The following is a 25659-nucleotide window of genomic DNA, read 5'->3' on the forward strand; positions in this document are numbered from 1 at the left end:
AATAACGCGTCTCGGTGGATGGTTGTGTAATAGGGGGGCGCACACTATAGTGTTACGTTATGAATACTATAGAAGACAACCTCAATCAGCGCATCAGCGCGCGCATCCGCATCGAGCGCGAGTCCCGCGGCTGGTCGCTGAACGACCTTGCCGAACGGGCCGGCGCCTCGCGGGCGATGATCCATAAAATCGAGCGCGGCGAAAGCAGCCCGACCGCCTCGATGCTGGGCCGTCTTTCCGGCGCCTTCGGCATCAGTATGTCGACCCTGATCGCCCGCGCGGAAATGCAGGAGGGCAAGCTGCTGCGCTTTGCCAGCCAGCCGGTATGGCGCGACCCGCAAAGCCACTATCTCCGCCGCCACGTTTCGCCGCGCAGCGATTTGCCGATCGATCTGGTGCAGATTGAGCTGCCGCCCGGTAGCGATGTGCCGATGCCCGCCGCGTCCTATGCGCTTGCCCGCCAGCTAATCTGGCTGCAACAGGGCGAGCTGGTGTTTGTCGAAGGCAATACCCGCCATGAGATGCAGGCGGGGGATTGTCTGGAGCTTGGCCCGCCCAACGATTGTCGCTTTATTAATGAATCCGCAGAGACCTGCGTCTATCTGGTGGTTCGCCTTAATCAATCGCCATCCGGCTCTTAATGGTAAAGCACGTTGCGCATAAAGCAGCTAGCCTCAGTACAGTCTGCTAACAAGAGGAGTTTGCTATGACAGATCAACCTCAACGCCATCGCCGCTGGGTACTGGCTTCCCGCCCCCATGGTGAACCGACGGCAGAGAATTTCCGCCTGGAAGAGAGCGAAGTGCCGACGCCAGGCCCGGGTCAAGTGCTGCTGCGTACCGTTTATTTATCGCTCGACCCGTATATGCGAGGGCGCATGAGCGACGCGCCGTCCTATTCGCCGCCGGTGGCCATTGGCGCGGTGATGGTGGGAGGGACCGTGAGTCGCGTGGTCAGCTCAAATCATGCCGATTATCAACCCGGCGACTGGGTGCTGGGCTACAGCGGCTGGCAGGATTATGAACTCTCCGACGGCAGCGGACTGGTGAAGCTGGGTGACAATCCGCAACACCCGTCCTGGTCGCTGGGAGTTCTGGGGATGCCCGGCTTCACCGCCTACATGGGTTTGCTGGACATCGGCCAGCCAAAGGCGGGCGAAACGCTGGTGGTCGCCGCGGCGACCGGGCCGGTTGGCGCCACGGTTGGACAGATCGGCAAAATTAAGGGCTGCCGCACCGTCGGCATCGCTGGCGGCGCGGAAAAATGCCGCTATGCGGTTGAGACGTTAGGCTTTGATCTCTGCCTTGACCATCGTGCGGATGATTTTGCCGAACAGCTGGCCCAGGCCTGCCCGCAGGGTATTGACGTTTATTATGAAAACGTCGGCGGCAAGGTTTTTGACGCGGTGCTGCCGCTGTTGAATACCGCAGCGCGGGTACCCGTCTGCGGGCTGGTGAGCGGCTATAACGCCACCGGGCTGCCGGACGGGCCAGATCGTCTGCCGCTGCTGATGGCGACCATCCTCAAAAAGCGCATCCGGATGCAGGGCTTTATTATTGGCCAGGATTACGGGCATCGGATCGCCGAATTCCAGCAGCAGATGGGGCGCTGGGTGCAGGAGGGGAAAATTAAATATCGCGAACAGCTTATCGACGGTCTGGACCAGGCGCCGCAGGCGCTGATCGGCCTGTTAAAAGGTGAGAACTTCGGTAAGGTAGTGATCCGCGTCGCGGCGGACGACTAACCTGGCGGGCTTCGACTTAACAGGCCCCTTTTTCCGCCAGGGAAAAGGGGCCTGGCATAGAGGTCAGGCGTAGAAGGCTAACCGCTGGGCGAGCAGATCGACAAAGGCTTCGCGGTCCACATCCAGCATCAGGGTGGTATTGGGCCGATTGCCGGTCAGATGGTAGTAATCGACCACCGTCATCCCCTGGGTATATTTGCCTTCCGTTTCTACGCCAACCCAGCGTTCGATCGTGGTAAAGATCTCCGGCTTGAGGAGCCAGGCGATGGTGCAGGGATCGTGCAGCGGCGCGCCGTCGAAGCCCCACTTTTCATCTTTGTGGTAGGCCATAAAGAAGTCGAGCAGTTCGGCGACGATGGTCGACACCGGGTTGCCAATCTGGCGGAATCGCTCGATATCGGCGGGAAGGATTTGCGCCTTATGGGTGACGTCAAGGCCCGCCATCACCACCGGGATCCCCGACTGAAAGACCATTTCCGCGGCCTGCGGATCAACGTAGATATTAAACTCCGCCGCCGGCTGCCAGTTGCCCAGCCCCATGGCGCCCCCCATGATCACGATGCGGGCGATCTTCGCGTGCAGCTCCGGATGGCTGGCGAGCAGCAACGCCACGTTAGTCTGCGGCCCGGCGGCCACCAGGGTCACCGGCTCCTGGCTTTCCCGCAGCACGCTGGCCATCAGTTCGACGGCGGTGCAGTTCTGCGGCGCAAAGGCCGGCTCAGGCAGGCTCGGGCCATCCAGTCCGCTCTCGCCGTGCACGTTATCGGCGATGATCAGATCGCGCATCAACGGCTTCCACGCGCCGCCGGCAACCGGAATGTCCGGCCGGTTCAGCAGCGTCAACATACGCAGCACGTTGCGCAGGGTCTTCTCCGGGGTCTGGTTGCCCGCGGAAGCGGTGACGGCTTTCACCTCCAGCTCCGGCGAGGCGAGGGCGAGGACCAGGGCGATCGCGTCATCATGTCCCGGATCGCAATCAATCATAATCGGCAGTGCCATAGCAGCTCCTTGTTGGCGATGTTCTGTGACCAGACTAACGCTGCGAGTCGAGGCAGACGAGATGGTGTGCAGAATAGTGTGATGGAGACCACGATTGCTGCGAGGGCAACGCGTATCGTTACGCGACCGTCCGTAAACATGGTGCCTCGTTTTGCGGTGGCGCAAGATGGCGCCCGGCGCGGCGCGATATAATAGAAAAATTGCTAATCCTTACGGATATTAATGGTTTGCTTTTCGGCGGGCGGGTTCTTATCCTTAAGAAAACTCAAGAGGTTATTACGATGAAAGATGTAGTAGATAAATGCAGCACCAAAGGCTGCGCCATTGATGTCGGGACGATCATTGATAACGAGGACTGCGTCTACCGGGCCGAGAAGGTGTTCCCAAGCCGCGAAGAAGCGGAATCCACCGTAGCCGCCGTGCGCGAACGTGCTGCCGCCGCAGCGCCGGCCAGTGAACCGCCGCAGGTCGATTACACCATCGTCGCCGCTGGCGACGCGGTGAAACTCGACCTCTCCATCGCCTTCTCCTGCCAGGCAGAAAAGATCATTTTCGAGTTATCCCTGCGAAATCTGCTTTAATTCGCTCCTGTAGCGGAAGCGCGATGCTCTGGCGGGCAGACGCCTTCCGCTGATGCAGCACGCTGCCCGCCCGGCGACCTGAGCCGGGTGAGCGCGGTTAGTCTTGAAAGACGACGTTTCCGCCAACCATGGTCATCACCACGCGGCTGGCGCCAATCTCCTCATGGGCTACGGCGAAGATATCGCGGTCCAGCACCTGAAAATCAGCGACTTTGCCGACCTCTATCGATCCGCGTACCGCTTCTTTCCCTTCCTGATAGGCCGCATTGATGGTGTACATCCGCACGCCGTCCGCCACGCTAATTGCCAGCTCCGGGCGAATAACCTTGCCGCTGGAAGATGATTTGCGGGTGACCGCTGCCTGAACCATTTTGCGCCAGTTCACCAGCGCCATAATGCCATCTGACCCGCCGGCGACGATGACCCCAAGGTCGATGATATCCCGTAGCCCTTTGCAGATTTCCCCCTTGATGCCACAGTAGCGGGCGCGCTGTTCGTAGTCATATGCCGGGCCGCCGGGTGAGGGTTGTTCGGAAAGCAGAATGCCGTATTTTGCCGCCGTCACGAAATCTTGCCGATCGCCCATGGAGCCGTGCAGCACATAATGCCGTCGGCTCTCCCCCGGATAGCGCTGAATCGCCTGCACGAAGCTGTTAATCGTGACTTTTACCGCCTTATCGCCGACCGCATGGACTGCCACCTGAAAACCGCGCTGGTGAGCCAGCAGAATCATCTGCTGTAGCGCCTCAACTTGTGCTTCCTCGGTCGCCTCGGGGCCACCAAACACCGAGCGTCCGCGATATCCCGGCCGGTCGGCGTAATCCTGATTCATCCACGCTGTGTGCGATGTGGGAACGCCATCGCAGAACAGTTTTATGGTCCGACAGTCCAGCCAGTCCCGGTCGGTGAACTGGGAGAAATCAAAGCTATCCAGATCGCGCTTCAGGGTGGCGCAGGACTGAACGCCCCGCTCGGCGGAGTAAAAGGCGATGGATACCCGGGCGGTGAGTTTTCCTTCATCCTGCAGTTCACGGTAGGCGGCGATGGCGCGATCCCCCGCAGCGCCCACCTCGCGCGTGTTTTCCCCCGGACCCATGGCGCCTTCCGTGTAGCTGGCATACCCTTCGCTGTTCATCAGGCGCTGGGCTGCCAGAAGGTTCTCTTTGAGGGCCGCTACGGTCAGACGGGGCATCGTGCCGGATGCGAGATGCAGGGCGGGCAGGTCGATGAAATTGCCGTCCAGTTCGCCACTGGCCGTTCGCCCCAGATGTCCGCCGAGGGGATCAGGGGTGCTGGCGTCAAGACCGGAGAGGGCCAGCGCCCGGCTGTTGACGATGCAGGAGTGACCGTCCCACAGGGCGAGCAGGGTGGGATGATCGGCCGTGACGTCGTCAATATCCCAGCGCGTCAGAGAGCGCTGCTCGGCCGCGCACTCCTTGATTGCGTTTGGATCCAGACCGCAGACACGAATCCATGCCCCGGCGGGAGTGCGGGCTGCCTGGTCGCGCAGTCTTTCCCGCAGTACTGCCAGGGAACGCACGTCCTGGCAGTTCAGGCAATGCCAGCTGTCAGCGAGCCAGCCGATATGGATATGTGAGTCATGCGCGGCGGGTAAAATGAGTTTGCCGCCAAGGTCAATGACCTGCGTCTGGGGACCAATATGCTGCTGAATCTCCTGGTCTTCACCAACGTTAATAATCCATCCCTGCTTCACGGCGATGGCGCGCTTAAAACTAAAATGTGCGTCCACCGTGGCGACCTTGCCATTAATCAATACGCAGTCCGCATAAACGACATTATCCATTTATCCCTCCCTGGCTGATAAAAGTGCCGATCAATATAAATAGTAACCATGGTGATTATGTGGTGACTATATGACTACGAAGGGGGGGGAGTGTCAAGCGCGGGTGGTTGGCGGGTGTCCGCCTGGCGGTGGAATAGACGGTAAGGAAAAGCGCTTTGCCCGCCGATCGCGAGAGCCATCGGCGGGGAAGGGGCGTGTTATTCGAAGCGCCAGGCGAGGTTCAGGCCGATGCCGTAGTTACGTCCCGGGGCAGGCTCGTAGTAACGCCCGTTAGACTCGTTAACGATGACAGACCCGACGTACTCCCGGTCGAACAGGTTGTCGATGCGACCGAACAGATCCATATCCATCCTGCCGTAGCTCCATTTATAGCCAGTCGTCAGGCCAACCACCGTCCAGGAGGGCGCTTTGGCGGTGTTTTCGTCATTGGCCATGATATCGCTCATATAGCGAATATCGCTCCCGGCGTACCAACCTTGCTCCGGCTGATAGCCAAAGGAGGCGTAGCCCATATTGCGCGCGATCCCCGGAATGCGATTGCCATTGCAGCTGGCGTCGTCGCAGACGTTAGTGCGATAGGTCGCGTCCAGCCAGGTCCAGGCCGCCTTCAGACGCCAGCTCTCGCCAAACTGCTGATCCAGCCCCAGCTCCATCCCCTGACGGCGGGTCTTGCCGGCGTTTTTATAACTGGTGCGCCCGCCGCTGCTGCTGTCGACCACAATCTCATTATCGGTATTGGTCTGGAACAGGGCGGCGGTGAACAGCCCGTTGCCGATCCGCGTCTTGCTGCCGATCTCCACCGTGTCGTTGGTGGAGGGTTTCAGGCCGAAGTTGAGGCCGCTCTGGTTATCGGAGCGGTAGGAGAGTTCGTTAATGGTTGGCGTCTCGAAGCCGCGGCCGGCGGAAAGATAGACGTTCCACGCGTCGGTCAGGGCATATTTCAGCGAGCCCGCGGGCAGCCATTTGTGATAGCTGGCATCACCGCTGTCATCGCCATTGCCTGGGGTGATGTAGTAGTCGTTCGAGTCGAACCATACCGAGCTGTAGCGAACCCCGGCATCGAGCGAGAGTTTGTCAGTGAGCTGCCACTGGGTCTGCAGGTAGGGGTCGACGTTCCACATCAGGTTGCGTTCGTTACGGCGCAGCGCGCCCTGTTCGCCATACTGCGGCGCGCCGTTGACCATCACAAAGTTTTCATACCCTTTGCGCCGCTCGCTCATGTTCTCGTAGTCGAGACCGGCGGTGAGCGTGACGGGCACCAGCAGCTCTCCGCGATGGGTCAGCCGGGTATCGATCCCCTGGTAGTGACGGGTAAGGTCGATCACCCCGCCGGCATGGCTCGGCTTCAGCTGCGGCGCGCGCGGGATCGACTGGAACTGAGTGGTTTCACGTTCTCCAGCGTACATCATAACGCTGAGATCGTCCTGGGCACTGAGCTGGCGCTCATAGCGCAGGCCGGCCTGGGTCTGTCGGGTATTCTTGCGGGTATTATACTGGTCGCCGCGCGGCGACTGGCGCGGGTTATCGCGCCATTCATCGGCGGTCAGGCCACCGGCGTCATTGGCTTTGATATCCACGCTATTCAGCAGCAGAGTCAGCTTACTGACGTCGTTGATGCGCACCCCCAGCCGGGCGTTCGCCAGATTTTTGCGCGCGCCGCTGTGATCGCGATAGCCATGGGTGGTGAAGCGATTGGTTGAGACCGTGTAATCCACATCGCCTGCGTGGCTGCCGTCGCCAACGGCGCCAGTGGCTTTCATCCCGTAGTGCCAGGTGCCGAAGCTGCCATAGTAGCTGCTGGCTTCCACGGTGGGCGGCTGGGTGCCGGTCTGGCTGGTGACGTTGATCACCCCGCCGGACGAGTTACCGTACAGGGCAGAGAAGGGGCCGCGCAGCACCTCAATGGTGTCAACGCTGCCGATATCAATATTTGAGGTCTGCCCCTGGCCGTCGGGCATGGTGGCCGGAATGCCATCCACATAGATGCGCAGTCCGCGCACGCCATAGGTTGAGCGCGAGCCAAAGCCGCGAATCGACAGCTGCAGATCCTGGGCATAGTTTTGCCGGTTCTGCACCTGCAGGCCCGGCACGGCGCCCAGCGATTCAGAGAGATTGACGCGCGGCGCGGCCTGGCGCATCTCATCCCCATTCACCACGCTGACGGCGGCGGGGGTATCCAGTTCAGAAACCGTGGTTGGCGCGGCGGTCACCACCATGGTTTGTTCATCTGCGGCCTGGGCTGCCGCAATGAGCGGCAAGAGCAGGGCCGGGAGGGCGGCGTGACGCACGGACAGGATTTTCATCGATAATACTCAAAGACGAACCAAATGGAACATATGTATATATGTTACCTCGTTTGTAAAATATTTGAAAATTATTAACTGCTACTGGTTAACGGATAGTGCTCGCCAGGCATGAATTTACCGCACAACAACAATTAGCGCTCCACTTTGAGATAAATAATGATTACTATTCGCATTCAAAAATAAGGGTAAAGCCAGGACTTTACCGCCGGAAGCGATGTCGGGTCAGCACATACTGGTTTATCAAAGGGAGTCGTCATGTCATTACGTCATTTTGCCGCGCCGCGTCTGCGCCATTCACTGCTCGTCACTTCTCTGCTGCTGGCAGGCAGCTTTAGCGCCCACGCCGCGGAAGAGATGCTGCGCAAGGCCGTCGGAAAAGGGGCCTACGAAATGGCCTACAGCCAGCAGGAGAATGCGCTGTGGGTCGCCACATCACAGAGTCGTTCGCTGGACAAAGGCGGGGTGGTTTACCGTCTTGACCCCACCACCCTCGACGTGACGCAGATTATTCACAACGATCTGAAGCCGTTCGGCGCCACTATCAACCATGCCACCGGCACGCTGTGGTTTGGCAATACCGTCGACAGCACTGTCACCGCTATTGACGCCAAAACCGGCGCCGTGAAGGGGCGCCTGGTGCTGGACGAGCGTCAGCGCAGCGAAACCGTGCGCCCGCTGCAGCCGCGCGAGCTGGCGGTCAATGAGCAGACCAACACGGTCTACATTACCGGTCTGGGCAAAGAGAGCGTGATTTGGGTGGTAGATGGCGCGACCCTGAAGCTGAAAACGACCATTACCGGCACCGGGGCAATGGCGACGGGTCTGGCGATCGATCCGCAGGCTAAGCGTCTGTATACCACCAACGCCGATGGCGAACTGCTGACCATCGACAGCGAGAGCAACACGATTGCGTCGCGAAAAAAATTGCAGGATGACGGCAAAGCGCATTTCTATCTTAACCTGAGTCTCGATACCGCCGGCCATCGTGCCTTTATTACCGACAGCAAGCAGCCGGAAGTGCTGGTGGTCGATACCCGCGACGGCAAGGTGCTGGAGAAAATCGCCGCGCCGGAGTCGCTGGCGGTGCTGTTTAACCCGGCGCGCAACGAAGCCTATGTGACGCATCGTAAGGCCGGGGAAGTCAGCGTTATCGACGGCAAGAGCTACAAGGTAGTGAAGACCTTTAAAACGCCGACTCACCCCAACAGCCTGGCGCTCTCCGAGGACGGCAAAACGCTGTACGTTAGCGTGAAACAGGCTTCCAGCCGTGAGAAAGAAGCCACCGCGCCGGACGATGTGATCCGCATCGCCCTCTAAGACCTCAGCGCGACGAAACCGGAAAACGGTGGTCGCGCTCCGCATGCCGCCGGGCCAGGCCCGGCGACTCACCCTCTGTTACAAACGCCTATTGGCCTGACAAACCAGATGGTTATACACTTAACCCTTTCCCGCCACGTGCGGGCAGTGGTAATCAGTGGAGATAAAATGAAAAAGCCATTCATGGTGATTTGCGCCGGCGCGATGCTGGCGCTGCTGGCAGGTTGTTCGTCAAACTACGTTATGACCACGAAGAGCGGTCAAACTATCGTTACCCACGGCAAGCCGCAGCTGGATAAAGAAACGGGGATGACCAGCTATATCGATGAGTCAGGTAATAAGCGGGAAATTAACAGCAGCGATGTGTCGCAGCTGGTTGAAGATAATTAAGTTCTGACCTCCCGGTTTGCCCGCGATGGACAAACCGGGAGTCCTGCCAGTTACTTCCTCAGCGTCGGCGCCGTGCTGTGAATCTCATGCACGCGTTTACGCACACCAAACCAGCCAGCCACCAGCAATACCGCCAGCAGCGGAATTGATCCTATGGTATAGGTACCGTTCGGATAATCGAAGGCCATCAGCACCAGCACGCTGAACAGGAACAGCAGCGTCAGCCAGGAGGTGAACGGCGCCCCCGGCATTCTGAAGCTGACCTTTGCCGCTTTCCCTTCCTTGATCGCTTTGCGCAGACGCATCTGACACACCACGATAAAGCCCCAGGAGGCAATGATCCCCAGCGAGGCGACGTTGAGTACGATCTCAAATACCTGAGATGGCACCAGATAGTTGAGGAAAACCCCGACTACATATACCCCCAGCGTCGCCAGGATCCCGGCGTAAGGGACGTGGTGACGGCTCATCTTCGACATAAACTTCGGCGCGGAGCCTCCCATCGACATCGAGCGCAGAATACGCCCGGTACTGTAGAGACCCGAGTTAAGGCTGGAGAGGGCCGCGGTTAACACCACGATGTTCATCACGCTGCCGATATATGGCACGCCCAGCTTTGAGAAGAAGGTAACGAACGGGCTCTGTCCGGCCTGGTAGGCGTTCCACGGCAGAAGCAGCACCAGCAACACCACCGAACCGACATAGAACAGACCGATACGCCAGATCACGCTGTTGATGGCCTTCGGCACCATTGTCTCCGGATCCTTACACTCTCCGGCCGCGGTCCCCACCAGCTCGATGGAGGCGAAGGCGAAGACCACCCCCTGCACCAGCACCAGCGCCGGCAGGAGGCCGTGCGGGAAGAAGCCGCCGTTATCGGTGATCAGATGGAAGCCGGTGGCATTGCCGTCCAGCGGCTTACCGGAGCCGAGGAAAATGGTGCCGACCACGAGAAAGGCGACGATCGCCAGCACCTTAACCAGCGCGAACCAGAACTCCATTTCGGCGAACCACTTCACGCCGATCATATTCATGGTGCCGACGATAGCCAGCGCGCCGAGGGCGAAGACCCACTGCGGCACATCGCCAAACGCGCCCCAGTAGTGCATATACAGCGCCACGGCGGTGATATCGACAATCCCGGTCATCGCCCAGTTAACGAAGTACATCCAGCCGGCCACGTAAGCGGCTTTTTCACCGAGGAACTCCCTGGCATAAGAGACGAAGCTGCCGCTCGAGGGGCGGTGGAGGACCAGTTCGCCGAGGGCGCGAAGAATAAAGAAGGAGAAGATGCCGCAGACCAGATAGACCAGGGCGAGCGCTGGCCCTGCCATTTGTAAACGTGCCCCGGCGCCGAGGAACAAACCGGTACCGATAGCGCCGCCGATGGCGATCATCTGTACCTGACGGTTGCCCATCGCTTTGTGATAACCCGCTTCATGTGAGTTAAGCCAGTGGCGTTTTGCAGCATGATGCTCCGCTGCATTTTCGTGTTTCGTATTCATTGATGTATCAGTTTCCTGTCAATGCCCATGTTTGCAGCCGGAATGGAGGACGGCTGGCACATTATGCTGGCTTTCTCATCATTCTGACGTAGGAGATAAGCTCAGACATGGCGCTGAATCCTACACGTAACCTAATAGTTACGCACCTAAAACATTTACCGAGAGCATTTGACAGATTTATCAATGAGATCAGCGTCGCAGAGTTTCCAGTAACAGCGTGAAAGCGCTGGTATGCTGGCGCCGGCTGGGGTAATAGAGATGGTAGCCGGGGAAGGCGGGGGTCCACTCCGCCAGCACCCGCACCAGCCGGCCGCTGGCTAAGGCCTCCGCCACGCAGTCATCCGGAACGTAGGCCAGCCCGAGGCCCGCCTCCGCCGCGTCGATGCGCTGCGGCAGGCTGTTGAGGATCAGCTGTCCCTCCACCCGCACCTGAATCTCCCGGCCATCGCGGGCAAATTCCCAGGCGTAAAGTCCCCCTCGTGTCGGCAGGCGCAGATTGATGCAGCGATGTTGGGCAAGATCCCAGGGCGTTTGCGGCGTACCGGCCCGCTGCAGATAGGCCGGCGAACCCACCACCGCCATCCGCATATCCGGGGCGATGCGCACGGCAATCATGTCTTTTGCCACCTGTTCGCCGAGACGCACCCCGGCGTCGAAGCGGTCACCCACGATATCCGTGAGCCCATTATCAACAGTGATTTCGATGTTAATATCAGGATATTGCAGCATAAATGGCTTTAGCGCCGGCCAGAGTACCGCGCTGGCGGCATGCTCCCCGGCGGTAATGCGCAGGTTGCCCGCCGGGCGTTCTCGGGTGTCGCGCAATGCAGCCAGGGCCTGCTCGATCTCTTCCAGATGCGGACCGAGGCGCTGAATCAGTCGCTCGCCCGCTTCGGTCGGCACCACGCTGCGGGTGGTGCGGGTCAACAGCCGGACATCGAGCCGCGTTTCGAGATGGCGCATGGCATGGCTGAGCGCCGACTGCGACACGCCAAGCTGGGCCGCCGCGCGGGTAAAGCTGCGTTCACGCGCCACCACCATAAAGGAGAGCAGATCGTTTACGTTCTCTTTTAGCATAATCTTTCCGGATTGATGAATACTGCTCACAGGTACGCAGAGTGTATGCCCGGCCTGAGGATTGTGCCAGCCTGATGGCCGGACGCAGTGGAGCAGAATGGTTATGGCGGAAGATTTATTCCTCTGTGCAGGGCAGGTATTGTAGTAGGCCCAAAAAACGCCAGCGCCAGGTGAACCGACATTCGCTGGCGCGGCATGACCGGGGGGACGGCAGCCCGAAAGATGATTCAAGAGTATCGCCAGGCAGAGTCTGGTAACCGGGGAGAAACAGAGATGAATATCAACGTGGTCGGCACCAGCGGCTCAGGCAAATCCACTTTGGCCCGGCGCCTGGCGCACCGGCTGGAATTACCCTGGATCGAGCTCGATCGCCTGTACTGGCGGCCGAACTGGCAGGGCGCGCCGGATGAGGCATTTTTCGCCGCCATTGCCGCCGCGACGGCCACGCCGGGCTGGGTGCTGGATGGCAATTACAATCGCAGCCGCAGCGTTAAATGGCGTGCGGTGGATTTGGTGATCTGGGTAGATTATGGTTTCTGGCGCACGCTGCGCCAGGCGGTATGGCGGGCGGCGAGCCGGGCGTGGCGACATCAGGAGCTGTGGCCGGGCACGGGCAACTGCGAGAGTTTTCGCCGTTCGTTCTGCAGCCGGGAATCCATCATCCTCTGGACGCTGAAAACCTGGCGGCAGCATCGCCGACGCTATCTGGCCGATATGCAGGATCCGCAATATCGTCATATTCGCTTCGTCCGGGTGCGCAATCCGCGGCAGGCCGAGGCGCTGCTCCGCGAGCTGGAAGCGCAGCGTTCAGCCGGGCATATCTAATTTTCAGCAGTACACATGTGAATTAATTGTTTCTCAATAGTTAGCAGAGATTTTAATAATGCAGGCACGTACTTTCATATGAGCCTGCGAAATGTCTTATCGAATCAGTATTCTGGATAAAAGTCCGCTTGCCGCCGGGGAAACCGCCGCGCAGGCGCTGGCGCGTACATTAACGCTGGCGCAACACGCCGAAGCCTGGGGCTACCACCGCTTCTGGGTCGCCGAACACCACAATACCGATCAGCTGGCGAGCCCCTCGCCGGAGCTGGTTATCGCCTGGCTGCTGGGCCACACCCGGCGGATCCGTCTTGGGTCCGGCGGCGTCATGCTCCAGCACTATAGCCCCTATAAGGTCGCGGAAAACTTTAACCTGCTGGCCGCCCTCGCGCCGGGCCGCATCGATCTCGGGGTCGGCAAGGCGCCTGGCGGCCTGCCGCTCTCCACCCGCGCCCTGCAGCAGGGCCTGCATCAAGAGGAGAAAGGGACCTTTGCCGATCAGCTGGCGCAGCTGGATAACTGGCTGTCGCTGACTGAGCCCGGGGGAGAGGAGAGCCTACGCGCCACGCCGATCCCGCCGCGCCGGGCAGATGGTTTTCTGCTCGGCGCCAGCCTGGAGAGTGCTGAACTGGCCGCCCGCCTTGACTGGAACTTTGTCTTTGCCGCCCATCTCAATGGCGACAGCGCGCTGCGCCGTGCCGTGTTCAACCGCTGGCGCGAGCTCAGCCCGCGTGAGGCGATGGTCGCCGTCCAGGTGGTGGTCGCTGACGATCCGGCCACCGCCGCCGCGCTGGCGCAGCAGGTCGAGGTGTGGGGCGTCGAGCTGGAGAACGGCCAGCGGGTGACCGTCGGCAGTGAGGCGCAGGCCGTCGCTTTTGCCCGCCAGGCCGGCAGCCGACCGACGCGCATTGCCCGCCGTGAATCTTCGCTGATCTCCGGTACTCCCGAACAGGTTAAAGCCCGGCTTGACGCGCTGCAGGCGGAAGAACAGTTGGATGAACTCATCATTGATACCCCCATTAGCGACGGGCCAGCGCGCCTGCACTCCCTGCGCCTGCTGGCGCAGGCTCACTACGGCAAGGAGGTGCTGAATGTCCTTTGAACAACAACTGATTAGCTGGCGGCGCGAGCTGCACCAGAACCCGGAGCTCTCACTGCAGGAGGTGGCCACCACCGCGCGGATCCGCGACTGGCTGCAGAGCGGCGGGCTGACCCTGCTGCCCTACGATCTGAAAACCGGGCTGGTCGCCGAAGTCGGCAGCGGCGACAAGGTGATTGCCCTGCGGGCGGACATCGACGCGTTGCCCATCGAGGAGGCGACCGGTCTGCCTTACCGCTCGCAGAATCAAGGGGTAATGCATGCCTGCGGCCACGATATTCACACCAGCGTGATGCTGGGGGCGGCGCTGCTGCTGAAGGAGCGGGAAGCGGAACTCCCGGGGCGGGTGCGGATCCTGTTTCAGCCGGCGGAGGAAAATTTTGGCGGCGCGAAAACCCTGATCCGCGCCGGGGCGCTGGAGGAGGTGTCGGCGATCTTCGGCATGCACAATGAGCCCGGCCTGCCGGTGGGCGAATTTGCCACCCGCGGCGGCGCGTTCTACGCCAACGTCGACCGCTTCGTCTTGAAAGTGACCGGGAAGGGGGCGCATGCCGCCCGCCCACATGAAGGAAAGGATGCGATCCTGCTGGCCAGCCAGCTGGTGACGGTGCTGCAGAGCGTGGCCAGCCGGGAAGTGAACACCCTCGACTCGGTGGTGCTCAGCGTGACGCGGATCCAGGGAGGCAATACCTGGAACGTGCTGCCGGAGAGCGTCGAGCTGGAGGGGACGCTGCGCACCCACAGCAGTGAAGTGCAGCAGCGGGTCAAGGCCCGGGTCAGCGAGATTGCCGCCGGTTTCGCCAGCGCCTTTGGCGCGCAGATTGACGTCTTCTGGTACGCCGGCCCGACGGCGCTGGTCAACGACGCCCGCTGGGCCGATTTCGCCAGCGAGGTGGCAGCCCAGGCCGGGTATCGCACCCACCATGCCGATCTGCATCTCGGTGGCGAAGATTTTGCGGTCTATCTTCAGCATATTCCCGGGGCGTTCGTCAGCATCGGCAGCGCCAGCGAATATGGTTTGCACCATCCGGCATTTAATCCGGATGAACGGCTGATTGCGCCCGCGGCGCACTATTTCGCCCGTCTCGCGGAAGAAGCGTTACAACACATTTAACGAATGACAGGGGAAGGGGTAGCTATGTCTGAAAATCGACAATTGCGTCTGGGAACCATATTGCATGGCGCATCGGGAAATATGTCCGCCTGGCGTCATCCGGCGGCCCAGGCGGACGCCAGTATTAATTTTGATTTCGTCACCCAGACGGCGCTAAAAGCAGAAGCGGGGAAGCTGGATTTTATTTTTGTCGCCGACGGTTTATATATTAACGAAAAATCGATTCCCCATTTTTTAAATCGCTTCGAACCCTTAACGGTACTTTCCGCGCTGGCCGCGATCACCCGGCGACTGGGGCTGGTGGGGACCTTATCGACTTCGTACAGCGAGCCGTTTACCACCGCCCGCCAGTTCGCCAGCCTTGACCATTTAAGCCAGGGACGGGCGGGGTGGAACGTGGTCACTTCCCCGCTGGAGGGGTCGGCGAAAAACTTCTCCCGGGCCCAACATCCGGATCATGCGCTGCGCTATCGCATTGCCGATGAATACCTGCAGGTGGTGAAAGGCTTATGGGATTCATGGGAAGAAGATGCCTTTGTGCGCAATAAGGAGACTGGTCAGTTCTTTGATAAAAATAAACTGCATACGCTCGACCACCACGGCGATTTCTTTAAAGTCGCCGGGCCGCTGAATATTGCCCGCACGCCGCAGGGCCGACCGATTATTTTCCAGGCCGGCGCGTCGGATGACGGCAAAAAATTAGCCGCACGCCACGCCGATGCCATTTTTACCCATCAGGACTCGCTGGCCGAGGCGCAGGCATTTTATCGGGATGTCAAAAGCCAACTCGCCGCATATCAGCGCAGTCCGGACCAACTGCATATTTTCCAGGGCGTCAGCGTCATCGTCGGGGATGACGCCGAGGACGCGGAGCGGCAGTACCAGACCACCGCGGCGTTGGTCTCCATCGAGGATGCGCTGAATTATCTCGGGCGCTATTTCGAACACCATGACTTTTCGCAGTACCCGCTTGATGAACCGTTCCCGGATATTGGCGACCTCGGACAAAACAGCTTCCGCAGTACCACCGACGAGATTAAACGTCACGCCCGCGAGCGGGGCTTAACCCTGCGCCAGGTGGCTCTGGAGGCAGCCAGCCCGCGTCCGCGCTTTACCGGCACCGCCAGCGATGTCGCTGATGGCCTGCAACTGTGGTTCGAGCAGCACGCGGCGGACGGCTTCATTATTCAGGGCGGCACGCCGGAAACCTTCCCGCGCTTTGTGGATGAGGTGGTTCCGCTGTTACAGGCGCGCGGACTGTTCCGTCGCGACTATCCGGGCACCACCCTGCGGGAAAGTCTGGGTCTGGCGCTACCCGCTAATCAATTCCAAAAATAATAAAAGAGAATCACGCTATGCAGAAAACAACACTCTTGCTGGCCGTCGCGTTGGCATTTAGCGCCTCATCGTGGGGTCAGGACGTCAAGATCAATGGCACCGGAGTGAGCCTGGAGGCCAACAAAACGCCGATTCACACAGCGAAAAATCCGCAGGCCATTGCCCTGTTGCCGCAAGATCTGCATCTGGCGGTGCCGGGGAAATTCACCGTCGCGGTGGCGGCCCTGAACTCTCCGCCGCTGACGGTCTTTGCCGATGACAACAAAACCCTGCTCGGCAGCGAGGCGGATATCGCCCGGCTGGTGGCGGAGAGCCTCGGGCTGGAAGTAAACGTGGTTCCCACTTCATGGGAAGACTGGCCGCTGGGGGTCACCTCCGGCAAATATGATGCCGCGATCAGCAATATTACCGTCACCAAAGAGCGGAAAGAGAAGTTCGATTTCGCCACCTACCGCAAAGACTCGCTGGGCTTCTACGTCAAAAGCACCAGCCCGCTGAGCAAGATTGACAAAGCGGAAGATATCGCCGGGCTAAAGATTATTGTCGGCTCCGGCACCAACCAGGAGGCGATCCTGCTGGCGTGGAACGCGGAGAACGTCAAGAAGGGGCTGAAGCCGTTTATCCCGGTCTACACCAAGGATGATGCCGCCCAGACGCTGGCCCTGCAGACTGGACGAGCCGACGCCTTCTTCGGCCCCAACGTGATTGGCGCGTGGAAGGCGGCGCTGACCGGCAAAACCAAACTGGTGGGCAGCGTCGATGGCGGCTGGCCGAAAGCGGCGCATATCGCGGTAACGCTGAAAAAAGACAGCGGGCTGGTGAATGCCGTCCAGGCGGCGCTGAACGGGGCTATCGCCAGCGGGGACTACGCCAAAGTGCTTAACCGCTGGGGCGAAGGGGTGGAAAGCATTCCGCAATCGGAAATCAATCCGCCCGGACTGGGCGACTGACAGGAGGCGCGATGAGCGAAGCATTCCGCGATATTTCTCCGGAGGCTCCGGAGCTGCAGCCGATTATTAGCGGGCTGTTTGCAGAATATGCCGCCCGCTACGGCGACTATTTTTCCCGCGATGCGGAAGTGGAGTTAAGTGAGTGGTATTTGCCGCCGCAGGGGCTGTTTATTGTCCTTGAGCGTGAGGGTGAAATTATCGCCACCGGCGCGTATAAGCCGAAGGATCGCCACACCGCAGAGATCAAACGTATCTGGACACACCGCCGTCTGCGACAGCAGGGGCTGGCGGCGAAGGTGGTCCAGGAGCTGGAGCGACGGGCGGTGCTGGCCGGGTACAGCCATATCTACCTGACCACCGGTTTCCGTCAGCCGGAGGCGGTAAAGCTCTATCTCAGCCAGGGGTATGAGGCGCAGTTTGACCTCACGCGAGACCCGGAAGAGTACAGTCAGCCGCCGTACGATGGCCGGCTGCGGTTCACTAAAGCGCTGGCGGTGAGCGCCTACAGCCACAGCGCCTGAGGAGGCATTATGCATTCATCTGAAACGATCAAAGTGGTGCCGGCGCGCTATCCGCTGCGGGTGGTCGGGGCTCTGGTCGCCCTGCTGGTGCTGGCGGTGGTGATCCAGTCGGTGGCCTTTAACCCGCGCTGGGAGTGGGGCGTCTTCGCCCGCTGGTTCTTCGACCCGGTGATCCTCGAGGGGCTGGGGCAAACCCTGCTCCTGACCCTGCTCGGCACGGTGCTAAGCGTGATCTTCGGCGGCCTGCTGGCGCTGGCCCGTTTGTCCTCATCGTGGCTGCTCAGCAGTCTCGCCTGGGGCTATATCTGGCTGTTTCGCTCGCTGCCGCTGATTGTGGTGCTGATCATTCTCTATAACTTTTCCTATCTCTACGACACCCTGTCGCTGGGGATCCCGTTTACCGGCGTGACCTGGGCCAGCTATCAGACCATTAACGTGCTGGGGCAATTCTCCACGGCGGTGGTGGGCCTGACCCTGGTGCAGAGCGCCTATACCGCGGAGATTATTCGCGGCGGCTTTCTCGGCGTCGACCACGGGCAGTATGAAGCCGCCGCCGCGCTGGGGCTACCCGCCTGGCGGCGCACGCTGCGCATTATTCTGCCGCAGGCGCTGCGCACCATCCTGCCATCCGGCTTCAACGAGATCATCAGTCTGGCCAAGGGAACGGCGATGGTGTATGTCCTGGCGATGCCGGAGCTGTTCTACACCATCCAGATGATCTACAACCGTACCCAGGAGGTGATCCCGCTGTTGATGGTCGGCGCCGCCTGGTATCTGGCGATCACCAGCGTCCTCTCCGCCATTCAGTATCTGGTGGAACGGGGCCTGGCGCGCAGCGAGCGCCGCTCGGCGGTAAACAGCGCCCGCAGCAGCCGTCTGAATCAACCCGCACGTCAAGCGCAGCCGCAGGAGGCCGTTCATGCCCAGCTCTCATAATGGCCATATCTCTATCACCGGGGTCAGCAAATACTATGGCCGCCACAAGGCGCTGGACGATGTGTCGCTGGAGATCCCCCCGGGCACGGTGACGGTGATCCTCGGCCCTTCCGGCTCGGGCAAGTCCACGCTGCTGCGCACCATAAATCACCTCGAACGGGTCGATGAGGGATTTATTCAGATTGACGGCGACTATATCGGCTATCGCCGCAAAGGCGACAAGCTGTATGAGATGAAAGAGAAGGAGATCCTCCGCCAGCGGATCAACGTCGGCTACGTTTTCCAGAACTTTAATCTGTTTCCGCACCTGACGGTGCTGGAGAACCTGATAGAGGCGCCGATCGCCCACCAGCAGGTCACGCGCAAAGAGGCCATTGCCCGCGCCTATGAACTGCTGGACGTCGTCGGACTGCGCAATAAAGCCGACGCCTGGTCGCGGCATCTCTCCGGCGGCCAGCAGCAGCGTATCGCCATTGCCCGGGCGCTGGCGCTGAACCCGCGGGTGATCCTGTTTGATGAACCCACCTCGGCGCTGGATCCCGAGCTGGTGGGCGAGGTACTGGATGTCATCAAGAAGCTGGCGCGATCGGGCACCACCCTGGTGGTGGTCACCCATGAGATTGGCTTTGCCCGCGAGGTGGCCGACCAGGTGGTGTTTATGGTCGACGGCAGGATCGTCGAGCAGGGCAGCAGCGACGAGGTGCTCAACCATCCGCAGCATCCGCGTACCCGGCAGTTTTTATCCAGGGTGCTGCCGTCATGAACAGAGCGCTAATGACCCTTGTTCTCAGCGCTTTTGCCATGAGCGCTCACGCGGCGCTGGATCTGCGCGCCAATGAGCAGCCATTGCCGGTCACCCGCGACCCGCAGGCGATAGCGAAAATTCCGCCGGGCTATCGCTTCGTCGAGCCGGGGACGCTAACGGTGGCGATCTCGGCGCTCAATTCGCCGCCGCTGGCCCTGCTGGCCAGCGACAACCGCACGCGGATCGGTAGCGACCCGGATATAGCCCGCCTGCTGGCCGGAAGCCTTGGCCTGAAGCTCAGGCTGGTGCCCACCGCGTGGGAGGACTGGCCGCTGGGCATCGCCTCCGGCCGCTACGATGTGGCGCTGATCAATATCGCGGTGACCGAGAAGCGCAAAGAGAAGTTCGATTTTGCGACTTACCGGGTGGACTCCCTGGCCTTCTCGGTGAAATCCACCAGCGATATCGTCGCGGTAAACGGACCCGCCGATCTCGCGGGGCGCAAAGTGATCGTCGGGTCCGGCACCAATCAGGAGCGGATCCTGCTGGGCTGGAACGAGGACAACCGCGCCGCCGGACGGCCGCAGGCCCAGCCGGTCTACCTGACCGATGATGCCTCCGGCAATCTCTATATCCAGTCCGGACGGGCGGATATCTTTTTCGGCCCGCAGTCGGTGGCAGCCTATAAAGCGGCGCTTAACGGCCAGACCCGGGTGGTGGGCCTGGGGCCGAAAAAAGCGTGGGTGGCGACAACCACCAAAAAAGGCAACGGTCTGGTCTATGCCCTGCAGGCAGCCCTCGACGGGGCGATTGCCCGCGGTGAATATCAGCAGGTGCTGGCGCGTTGGGGGGAGCAGGGCGAAGCGGTGGCGCAGTCGGTGGTCAACCCGCCGGGGATAACCTACTAACCCCCAGTGGCATGGTGTGCCGGGTGGGTGAGCGGCAAATTTCTGCCTACACTTAGGCTTTACCCTGGAGGCCGACCATGATAACCGTTTATGGCGTGCCGGGATGGGGCTCGACGATTAGCGAGCTGATGCTCTCCCTGGCCGATATTCCCTACGAGGTGGTTGACGTGGAGGGCTTTGACCAGCCCGGTCCGGCGCGCGAGCGTCTGCGGCAGATTAATCCGCTGTGCCAGGTGCCCACCCTGAGGCTGGCCGACGGGAGCATCATGACCGAAACCGCCGCCATCGCGCTGATGATCCTCGACCAGCGTCCCGATCTGGCCCCCGCGCCGGGGACGTCACAGCGTCCGCAGTTTCAGCGCCTGCTGGTCTGGCTGGTGGCCAATGTCTATCCTACCTTTACCTATGCCGATTACCCAGAACGCTGGGCGCCCGCCGCCGCGGAGCAGCTGGTGGAGAATTGTCGCCAGTACCGGAAAAATCTCTATCTCTGGTTCGAACAGCAGCTGGCCGCCGGGCCGTGGGCGCTGGGCGCGACGATAACGTTGCTGGATTGCTATATCGCGGCGATGTACCGCTGGGGACCCCGCCAGGCGTGGTTTGACGACCACGCGCCAAAATTCGCCGCCATCGCCCGGGCGGTCTGTCAGCGACCGGAGCTGGCCGCGGCGCTACGCCGTAACAAGCTGATTTAACGCACGCGATGCCAACCAGAACGGCCATTCTGTGGTAGCGTTATGGCTCTGATCACAAGGAGTCTTTGCTATGCCGCATGTTGATATTAAATGTTTTCCCCGTGAACTGACTGATGAACAAAAAACCGCGCTGGCCGCCGACATCACTGAGGTGCTGATCCGCCATCTGAACAGCAAAGAGAGCGCCGTCAGCGTCGCACTCACTCAGGTTGAGCCGGACGCGTGGCAGGCCGTGTGGGACAGTGAGATCGCCCCGCAGATGGCGCAGTTGATTAAGAAGCCGGGTTATAGCATGTAACCCGACACCCGGAGGCGATGCTGCGCATTTGTCCAACGGCAAGCGGCTTTGCGCCGCCTCCGGCAGGTGTTTCTCTGGCGAAGTGCTGATTGATGAATTTTGTCATGGGTGAATTTTTTAAAATGTACCGGGTACATAAACTCCTTGATTAGTGTACCCTGTACATGTATGTTATTTGGTAAGTCGTCAGGACATCAGGGAATGAGATGTTGACTTTTATTGAACTACAAGGTTTCAGTAAGCGACGCCAGGTGCTGTTGCAGGATGATGAATTTCGGGCCTTTCAGGAAATCCTTATAAACGATCCCGAGGCTGGGGACACAATTTCGGGAACCGGTGGTTTTCGTAAAATTCGCTGGAGTCGTCCCGGGATGGGGAAGCGCGGCGGTGTACGAGTGATTTACTATAATGTAACGAAAAAGGGAAGAATTTACCTGGCGCTCATCTATCCTAAAAATGAACAGGATGAGTTAAATCAGGAGCAAAAAAAGATGTTGAGACAAGTGGCTGATTTAATAAACTAGCATATAAACATAAAGTAAGGCTGAGCTATTAATGATGGAAAAGTCGATAGCGCCAGAGAGCCAACTGAGGTGTATATGAAAGACGAATTGTTTGCCGATCTGCTGGCGAGTGCAGAAGAAATGGTCAGGATCGAGAAAGGTGAACAAATGCCGATGGAGCAGCACGTTCATACCTTCAGCGAAATTGACGTGAAAGCGATACGTGAAGCCACAGGTTTAAAACAGCAGGACTTTGCAGCGGCCGTTGGCGTTAGCTACGAGTTGGTTAAAAGCTGGGAAACGAAACGACGTCACCCAACCGGTGCAGCAAGAAAACTGCTTTTATTGCTTCAGGGTAATCCATTGATTATCAACTTGTTGAAGGTTGTTTGAAAGGTTATTCTTCGCAAGGAAAATGGCAGAGTTTGCCCCCTTTCGTAACCGGGGTCTTTAAAAAGGCGTGCATTACGTATGGAAACCAACGATTCTATTTTGAAAGAAATCAAGAAATACAGCGCTCATATTGATAGGTTTAGAGCGCGAGCAAACACTCATGGTATCTGGTTGTTTATTGCTACCCTTGGATGCTGGGGGGTAACTGAGCCCAGTATTCGGATATTAGCATTCGTTATGCTTTTCTTTATTTTTTTTGTTTCTTCTACACGGTAGCTTTCCAGGTGAAAAGCGAACGTTTAAAAAGATTCACGATGATATAAAAAATAAAATAGTTGATAATTTAACACCAGAACAACAGCAAGAAAGGTTTCACGATCTTCTCATCGTTGAGAAAAAACGAAAGTCACCTGTTGGAATTATAAAAACAACCTTTATCTTTTTAGCCTGTTATGGTTTTTATTTTATAAGTTTATATTACTTCATACAGCACTGGCATAGTGACAAAGTAACAGCGTGTATTTAAATCAACCCGTCCTGGCATTTGAGCCGGACGGGCCGTTTGATTAAAACCAAATCTCCGTCTGCACGCCGAAGTTCCATGTCCCGCCAGCGGTAAAGCCTTTGCTGCCGAAATCGTCATTTATCGCGTAGCGATCCAGCGCTTTATCCCAGTTCATCCAGGTGGCAAAGAAGCGGATTTCCGGCCGCGCCTTGATATCCAGCACATCACCCACTTTAAAGGTGGGGGCGAAGGTCAGCTTGTAGAAATCACCGCGCACCGCCTGATACTGATAAACGTTGTCATTATAGCGATAGCTGCGCCCGTTCGGATTGAGATCCATATACTGCCACGAGGCCTCATACAGCAGGGCGAAGTGAGCGGAGATCCCCTGTGATACCCGCAGGTTAAACGTCGCCCAGTCGTAGCGGTCGCCGTCGCGATAGCGGTCTTCGCTATGCTGGGCTATCACCGACGGCGCCAGCTGCCAGTTTTTCCCCAACGGCAGGATGCCATACGACGCAAAGCGCAGGGAGGCCGCGTTCTCGGTCAGATCGCCATCGCTCCCCGGCTGACGCGCTTCGGCGCCCAGCCCGACGCCGTATTGCAGGGCGCTTTCAGACACCCCCGGCGCCAGGCCGTAGAACTGTTGTTTGTCGTGCAGGGCCAGCATCGCGTAGTAGCCGTTTTTGGCGGTGTTATCGCTGCGCAGGGCATAGCTCCCGGTGGTCGAGGTATTATCTTTCAGATCATCGTTGCCCTGGGCGGTCATCACCGTGGTCATCAGTTGCCAGTTGCCGTAAAAATGGTTGGCGGTGAACAGCAGATTCTGGATGTCATTATCCGCGTAATTATCGCTGCCAAGGTCGCCGAAGTTACGTGCATACACCGAATAGTCGCCGCGCAGGCCGCTTCCCCAGTCGACATCATTGATCCCGCCGCCGGTACCGCCGAGGAACATGATGTCGCTATCGGTAAAGTGGATATCGAAGTTATCCCGATCAAAGCGCTTGCCGGCCCAAATTGAGGCGCGTTTTAACGGACCGGTGAATTCGGCAAAGTTACCCATCTCGACGTACAGCTGACGAATGTTCAGATGGTGGCTGTCGTTATCCTGAACCCACGGATCCGGGTTGGTGGCCCCGTCGGCGAGCATGGTCTTAAAGCGCGCCCATGAACCATCGTTGAAGGTGAGCTTTTTGCCAAAGCTCAGCTCAGCGTAATTATCTTTTTCGTTACCGAGACGACCGACATGGGCATCGCCGTTGAGCGAACTGGCCGGGGAGACGCCCGGCCCGCCGCGGGCGCCTTTACCATGGCTGTTGACTAACATCCCGGAACGGGCGTAGGCGTTAAAGGTAAACCCATCGTCCGGGGCGCGCTTCGCCAGCTGCTCGCTCAGTTGCTGATTAGTGGCCTGCTGTTTTTGTTCGCGAGCCGTGGTCTGCTGGCTGAGCGCCTGCACCTGCTGCTCCGCCGCCGCGGCGCGCTGCTCGGCGGCGGCAGTTTGCTGTTCTGCCCGCTGCGCGCGGCGGCTGGCCTCGCTGGCCTGCTGTTCAGCGAGATTGAGGCGCGCTTCCAGCTGCGCCAGCCGTTGCTCCACGCTCAAGCCGGCGGCGCTGACGCTGATGAGCGGAAAAAGGGCGCAGCAAACCGCTGCGCTAATCACAGAGATACGCATAAAAATCCTTAATTTATCCAGAGGTTAAATCAGCGGGGGCGCCTTACATGGCGGGGGATTCTCCGGCGGTCGGGGCCGGGGCTGGCGAGGCGCCGCGTCCGGCATCAAGGTCGGCACGAATCTGCTCATACTGATCGTCGAGGCGGTAGAAGCGGCCCATCCACAGCATCGAGGCGAGGATCAATAGCGCCGGAATGTATAGATAGCAGGCCTTGATGGCCAACAGGGCGCTGTCGCTCTGCGTGTGGTTGGCGATATAGCCGCTGGAGGAGAGCAGCACGCCGGTGATAGCCCCGGCACCAGCCATCGCCACCTTGCCGAGAAAACCGTTTATCGAGGTCAGGATCCCTGCGGTATTAATCCCGGTTTTCCACACGCCGTAATCCACCGGGTCGGCCTGCATCGAGAAATAGATAGCCGTGCGTTGGCCGGCGCCGAGGGAGAGGATCACGGCCCCGACGATCAGTCCCAGAACGTGGGCGCCAGACACCATCATAATCCCCATCCCGAGCAGATTGACCGCGCTGGCCACCAGATAGACATGACGTTTTTTCATGCGTCGGGCCAGCAGCGGGACGGTGAGGGTGCCGAGCAGGGGAACGAAGGTGGAGATCCCGGCGATAACCGCCGTCAGCTCGGTATTCCCGACGTAATAATGGAAGAAGTACACCAGGGCCCCGGTCTGAAAGAAAAAGGCACCCCACATCAGAAAGATATTGCTGGCGAAGACCCACCACGGACGATTGGCGCGCAGACTAATCCAGGCGCGTTTCAGGGTCATGCGCTCCCCGGTAAGGGTGATCTTTTCTTCGACGTTGCGAAAGCTCACCAGCAGGAAAAAGGCCGCCAGTACGCCAAAAATCACCGCGGTATAGAGGAATCCCTGCTGCTGGTTGCCTTTGCCTAGCATGCCGACCAGCGGCAGCGTAGCCACGGCGACGATGGTGGCGCCAAGGGAGCCCAGCAAAATGCGCACCGCCGACAGCGTGGTGCGTTCTGCGGAATCACTGGTTAAAAACGGCAGCATGGCGCAGAACGGAATATTCACCAGGGTGTAGAGGAACGACAGACACAGATAGGTGACAAAGGCGTACAGCAGTTTGCCGGTGGTGCCGAAATCCGGCACATAAAAGGCCAGAATACACAGCAGGCCAAAAGGCAGGGCGCCGATCAGCAGCCAGGGGCGGCAGCGCCCCCAGCGGGTGGTGGTATTGTCGATCACCAGCCCCATCAGCACGTCGGCCACGCCGTCTACCAGCCGGGTGACCAGGAACATCAGGCCGACATAATAGGCCGGGAGACCCATGACGTCGGTGTAAAAGAACATCAGATACAGAGAGATCATCTGCCACACAAGGTTGCAGGAGAGATCGGCAATGCCATAGCCAAGGCGCTGCCGCCACAGGGTAAACGTTGTTTCTGCCATAAATC

Annotated in this window: 24 protein-coding genes and 1 pseudogene; 18 read left to right on the plus strand and 7 right to left on the minus strand. The window is 59.4% G+C overall.

The window, feature by feature from the left end:
* The first annotated feature begins 59 nt into the window (after positions 1-59).
* Positions 60-641: an XRE family transcriptional regulator gene (locus KHQ23_RS17480; RefSeq protein WP_002906794.1), complete on the plus strand. Its 582-nt coding sequence runs from the start codon at positions 60-62 to the stop codon at positions 639-641.
* A 65-nt stretch (positions 642-706) separates the two neighbouring features.
* Positions 707-1744, plus strand: coding sequence for an NADP-dependent oxidoreductase (locus tag KHQ23_RS17485; RefSeq protein WP_002906792.1), 1038 nt, complete (start codon positions 707-709; stop codon positions 1742-1744).
* Between the two features lie 63 nt (positions 1745-1807).
* Here KHQ23_RS17485 and rihA read toward each other — a convergent pair whose 3' ends face one another.
* On the minus strand, positions 1808-2743 hold the full coding sequence (gene rihA, locus KHQ23_RS17490; protein WP_104467597.1) for a pyrimidine-specific ribonucleoside hydrolase RihA: 936 nt from the start codon (positions 2741-2743) through the stop codon (positions 1808-1810).
* On the opposite strand from rihA, the gene KHQ23_RS17495 reads away from it, so the two are divergent.
* Together KHQ23_RS17495 and KHQ23_RS17500 are read left to right on the plus strand one after the other, a co-directional pair.
* Entirely contained in the window at positions 2705-2935 is a 231-nt protein-coding gene (locus KHQ23_RS17495) for a hypothetical protein (protein ID WP_020324766.1), read from the plus strand. The genes rihA and KHQ23_RS17495 overlap by 39 nt on opposite strands.
* Before the next feature lie 89 nt (positions 2936-3024).
* A complete protein-coding gene (locus KHQ23_RS17500) occupies positions 3025-3324 on the plus strand; it encodes a DUF406 domain-containing protein (protein WP_002906788.1) in 300 nt (99 codons plus the stop codon).
* Positions 3325-3421: 97 nt separating this feature from the next.
* On the opposite strand, the gene KHQ23_RS17505 is transcribed toward KHQ23_RS17500, so the two are convergent.
* On the minus strand, positions 3422-5128 hold the full coding sequence (locus KHQ23_RS17505; protein ID WP_029602928.1) for an amidohydrolase: 1707 nt from the start codon (positions 5126-5128) through the stop codon (positions 3422-3424).
* A gap of 197 nt (positions 5129-5325) precedes the next feature.
* Entirely contained in the window at positions 5326-7431 is a 2106-nt protein-coding gene (gene pqqU / locus KHQ23_RS17510) for a TonB-dependent receptor PqqU (protein WP_002906783.1), read from the minus strand.
* 258 nt (positions 7432-7689) lie between these two features.
* On the opposite strand from pqqU, the gene KHQ23_RS17515 reads away from it, so the two are divergent.
* A complete protein-coding gene (locus KHQ23_RS17515) occupies positions 7690-8751 on the plus strand; it encodes a YncE family protein (RefSeq protein ID WP_002906780.1) in 1062 nt (353 codons plus the stop codon).
* A gap of 168 nt (positions 8752-8919) precedes the next feature.
* On the plus strand, positions 8920-9141 hold the full coding sequence (locus KHQ23_RS17520; protein ID WP_002906779.1) for a YgdI/YgdR family lipoprotein: 222 nt from the start codon (positions 8920-8922) through the stop codon (positions 9139-9141).
* Positions 9142-9191: 50 nt separating this feature from the next.
* Here the strand turns inward: KHQ23_RS17520 and ansP are convergent, their stop codons facing one another.
* Both ansP and KHQ23_RS17530 read right to left on the minus strand, forming a co-directional pair.
* Positions 9192-10646: an L-asparagine permease gene (gene ansP, locus KHQ23_RS17525; protein ID WP_002906778.1), complete on the minus strand. Its 1455-nt coding sequence runs from the start codon at positions 10644-10646 to the stop codon at positions 9192-9194.
* Between the two features lie 189 nt (positions 10647-10835).
* Entirely contained in the window at positions 10836-11723 is an 888-nt protein-coding gene (locus tag KHQ23_RS17530) for a LysR family transcriptional regulator (protein ID WP_002906776.1), read from the minus strand.
* A 273-nt stretch (positions 11724-11996) separates the two neighbouring features.
* Between KHQ23_RS17530 and KHQ23_RS17535 the strand changes: the two genes are divergently transcribed.
* From KHQ23_RS17535 to nadS, 12 genes and pseudogenes are all read left to right on the plus strand, one after another.
* Entirely contained in the window at positions 11997-12548 is a 552-nt protein-coding gene (locus tag KHQ23_RS17535; RefSeq protein WP_004180132.1) for an adenylate kinase, read from the plus strand.
* 91 nt (positions 12549-12639) lie between these two features.
* Positions 12640-13647 (plus strand): MsnO8 family LLM class oxidoreductase, encoded by a 1008-nt coding sequence (locus KHQ23_RS17540; protein WP_004151219.1) that lies wholly within the window; start codon positions 12640-12642, stop codon positions 13645-13647.
* Positions 13637-14758: a M20 peptidase aminoacylase family protein gene (locus KHQ23_RS17545; RefSeq protein WP_015958491.1), complete on the plus strand. Its 1122-nt coding sequence runs from the start codon at positions 13637-13639 to the stop codon at positions 14756-14758. The genes KHQ23_RS17540 and KHQ23_RS17545 overlap by 11 nt, the downstream gene beginning before the upstream one ends.
* 24 nt (positions 14759-14782) lie before the next feature.
* Positions 14783-17046: pseudogene (locus KHQ23_RS26350) on the plus strand (NtaA/DmoA family FMN-dependent monooxygenase).
* 11 nt (positions 17047-17057) lie between these two features.
* Positions 17058-17567, plus strand: coding sequence for a GNAT family N-acetyltransferase (locus tag KHQ23_RS17560; protein WP_004180127.1), 510 nt, complete (start codon positions 17058-17060; stop codon positions 17565-17567).
* A 9-nt stretch (positions 17568-17576) separates the two neighbouring features.
* Positions 17577-18503, plus strand: coding sequence for an amino acid ABC transporter permease (locus tag KHQ23_RS17565; RefSeq protein ID WP_002906700.1), 927 nt, complete (start codon positions 17577-17579; stop codon positions 18501-18503).
* Positions 18487-19266 (plus strand): amino acid ABC transporter ATP-binding protein, encoded by a 780-nt coding sequence (locus KHQ23_RS17570; protein ID WP_002906697.1) that lies wholly within the window; start codon positions 18487-18489, stop codon positions 19264-19266. Before KHQ23_RS17565 ends, KHQ23_RS17570 begins: the two co-directional genes overlap by 17 nt.
* 38 nt (positions 19267-19304) lie before the next feature.
* On the plus strand, positions 19305-20156 hold the full coding sequence (locus KHQ23_RS17575) for a transporter substrate-binding domain-containing protein (protein ID WP_072198177.1): 852 nt from the start codon (positions 19305-19307) through the stop codon (positions 20154-20156).
* 77 nt (positions 20157-20233) lie between these two features.
* Entirely contained in the window at positions 20234-20851 is a 618-nt protein-coding gene (locus tag KHQ23_RS17580; protein ID WP_032425015.1) for a glutathione S-transferase family protein, read from the plus strand.
* A 70-nt stretch (positions 20852-20921) separates the two neighbouring features.
* The gene (gene pptA / locus KHQ23_RS17585) at positions 20922-21149 is read left to right on the plus strand and encodes a tautomerase PptA (RefSeq protein ID WP_002906690.1); all 228 of its coding nucleotides are present in this window, start codon (positions 20922-20924) and stop codon (positions 21147-21149) included.
* A 206-nt stretch (positions 21150-21355) separates the two neighbouring features.
* Positions 21356-21673: a type II toxin-antitoxin system RelE/ParE family toxin gene (locus tag KHQ23_RS17590; protein WP_021469727.1), complete on the plus strand. Its 318-nt coding sequence runs from the start codon at positions 21356-21358 to the stop codon at positions 21671-21673.
* A 75-nt stretch (positions 21674-21748) separates the two neighbouring features.
* Positions 21749-22045 (plus strand): NadS family protein, encoded by a 297-nt coding sequence (gene nadS, locus KHQ23_RS17595; RefSeq protein WP_004148529.1) that lies wholly within the window; start codon positions 21749-21751, stop codon positions 22043-22045.
* Between the two features lie 566 nt (positions 22046-22611).
* On the opposite strand, the gene KHQ23_RS17600 is transcribed toward nadS, so the two are convergent.
* Positions 22612-24228: a carbohydrate porin gene (locus tag KHQ23_RS17600; RefSeq protein ID WP_004151221.1), complete on the minus strand. Its 1617-nt coding sequence runs from the start codon at positions 24226-24228 to the stop codon at positions 22612-22614.
* A 43-nt stretch (positions 24229-24271) separates the two neighbouring features.
* On the minus strand, positions 24272-25654 hold the full coding sequence (locus tag KHQ23_RS17605) for an MFS transporter (protein WP_004151222.1): 1383 nt from the start codon (positions 25652-25654) through the stop codon (positions 24272-24274).
* Positions 25655-25659: the final 5 nt, after the last annotated feature.

The sequence above is a fragment of the Klebsiella sp. 64 genome (assembly GCF_018223915.1).
In the GTDB taxonomy this organism is placed as follows: domain Bacteria; phylum Pseudomonadota; class Gammaproteobacteria; order Enterobacterales; family Enterobacteriaceae; genus Klebsiella; species Klebsiella pneumoniae.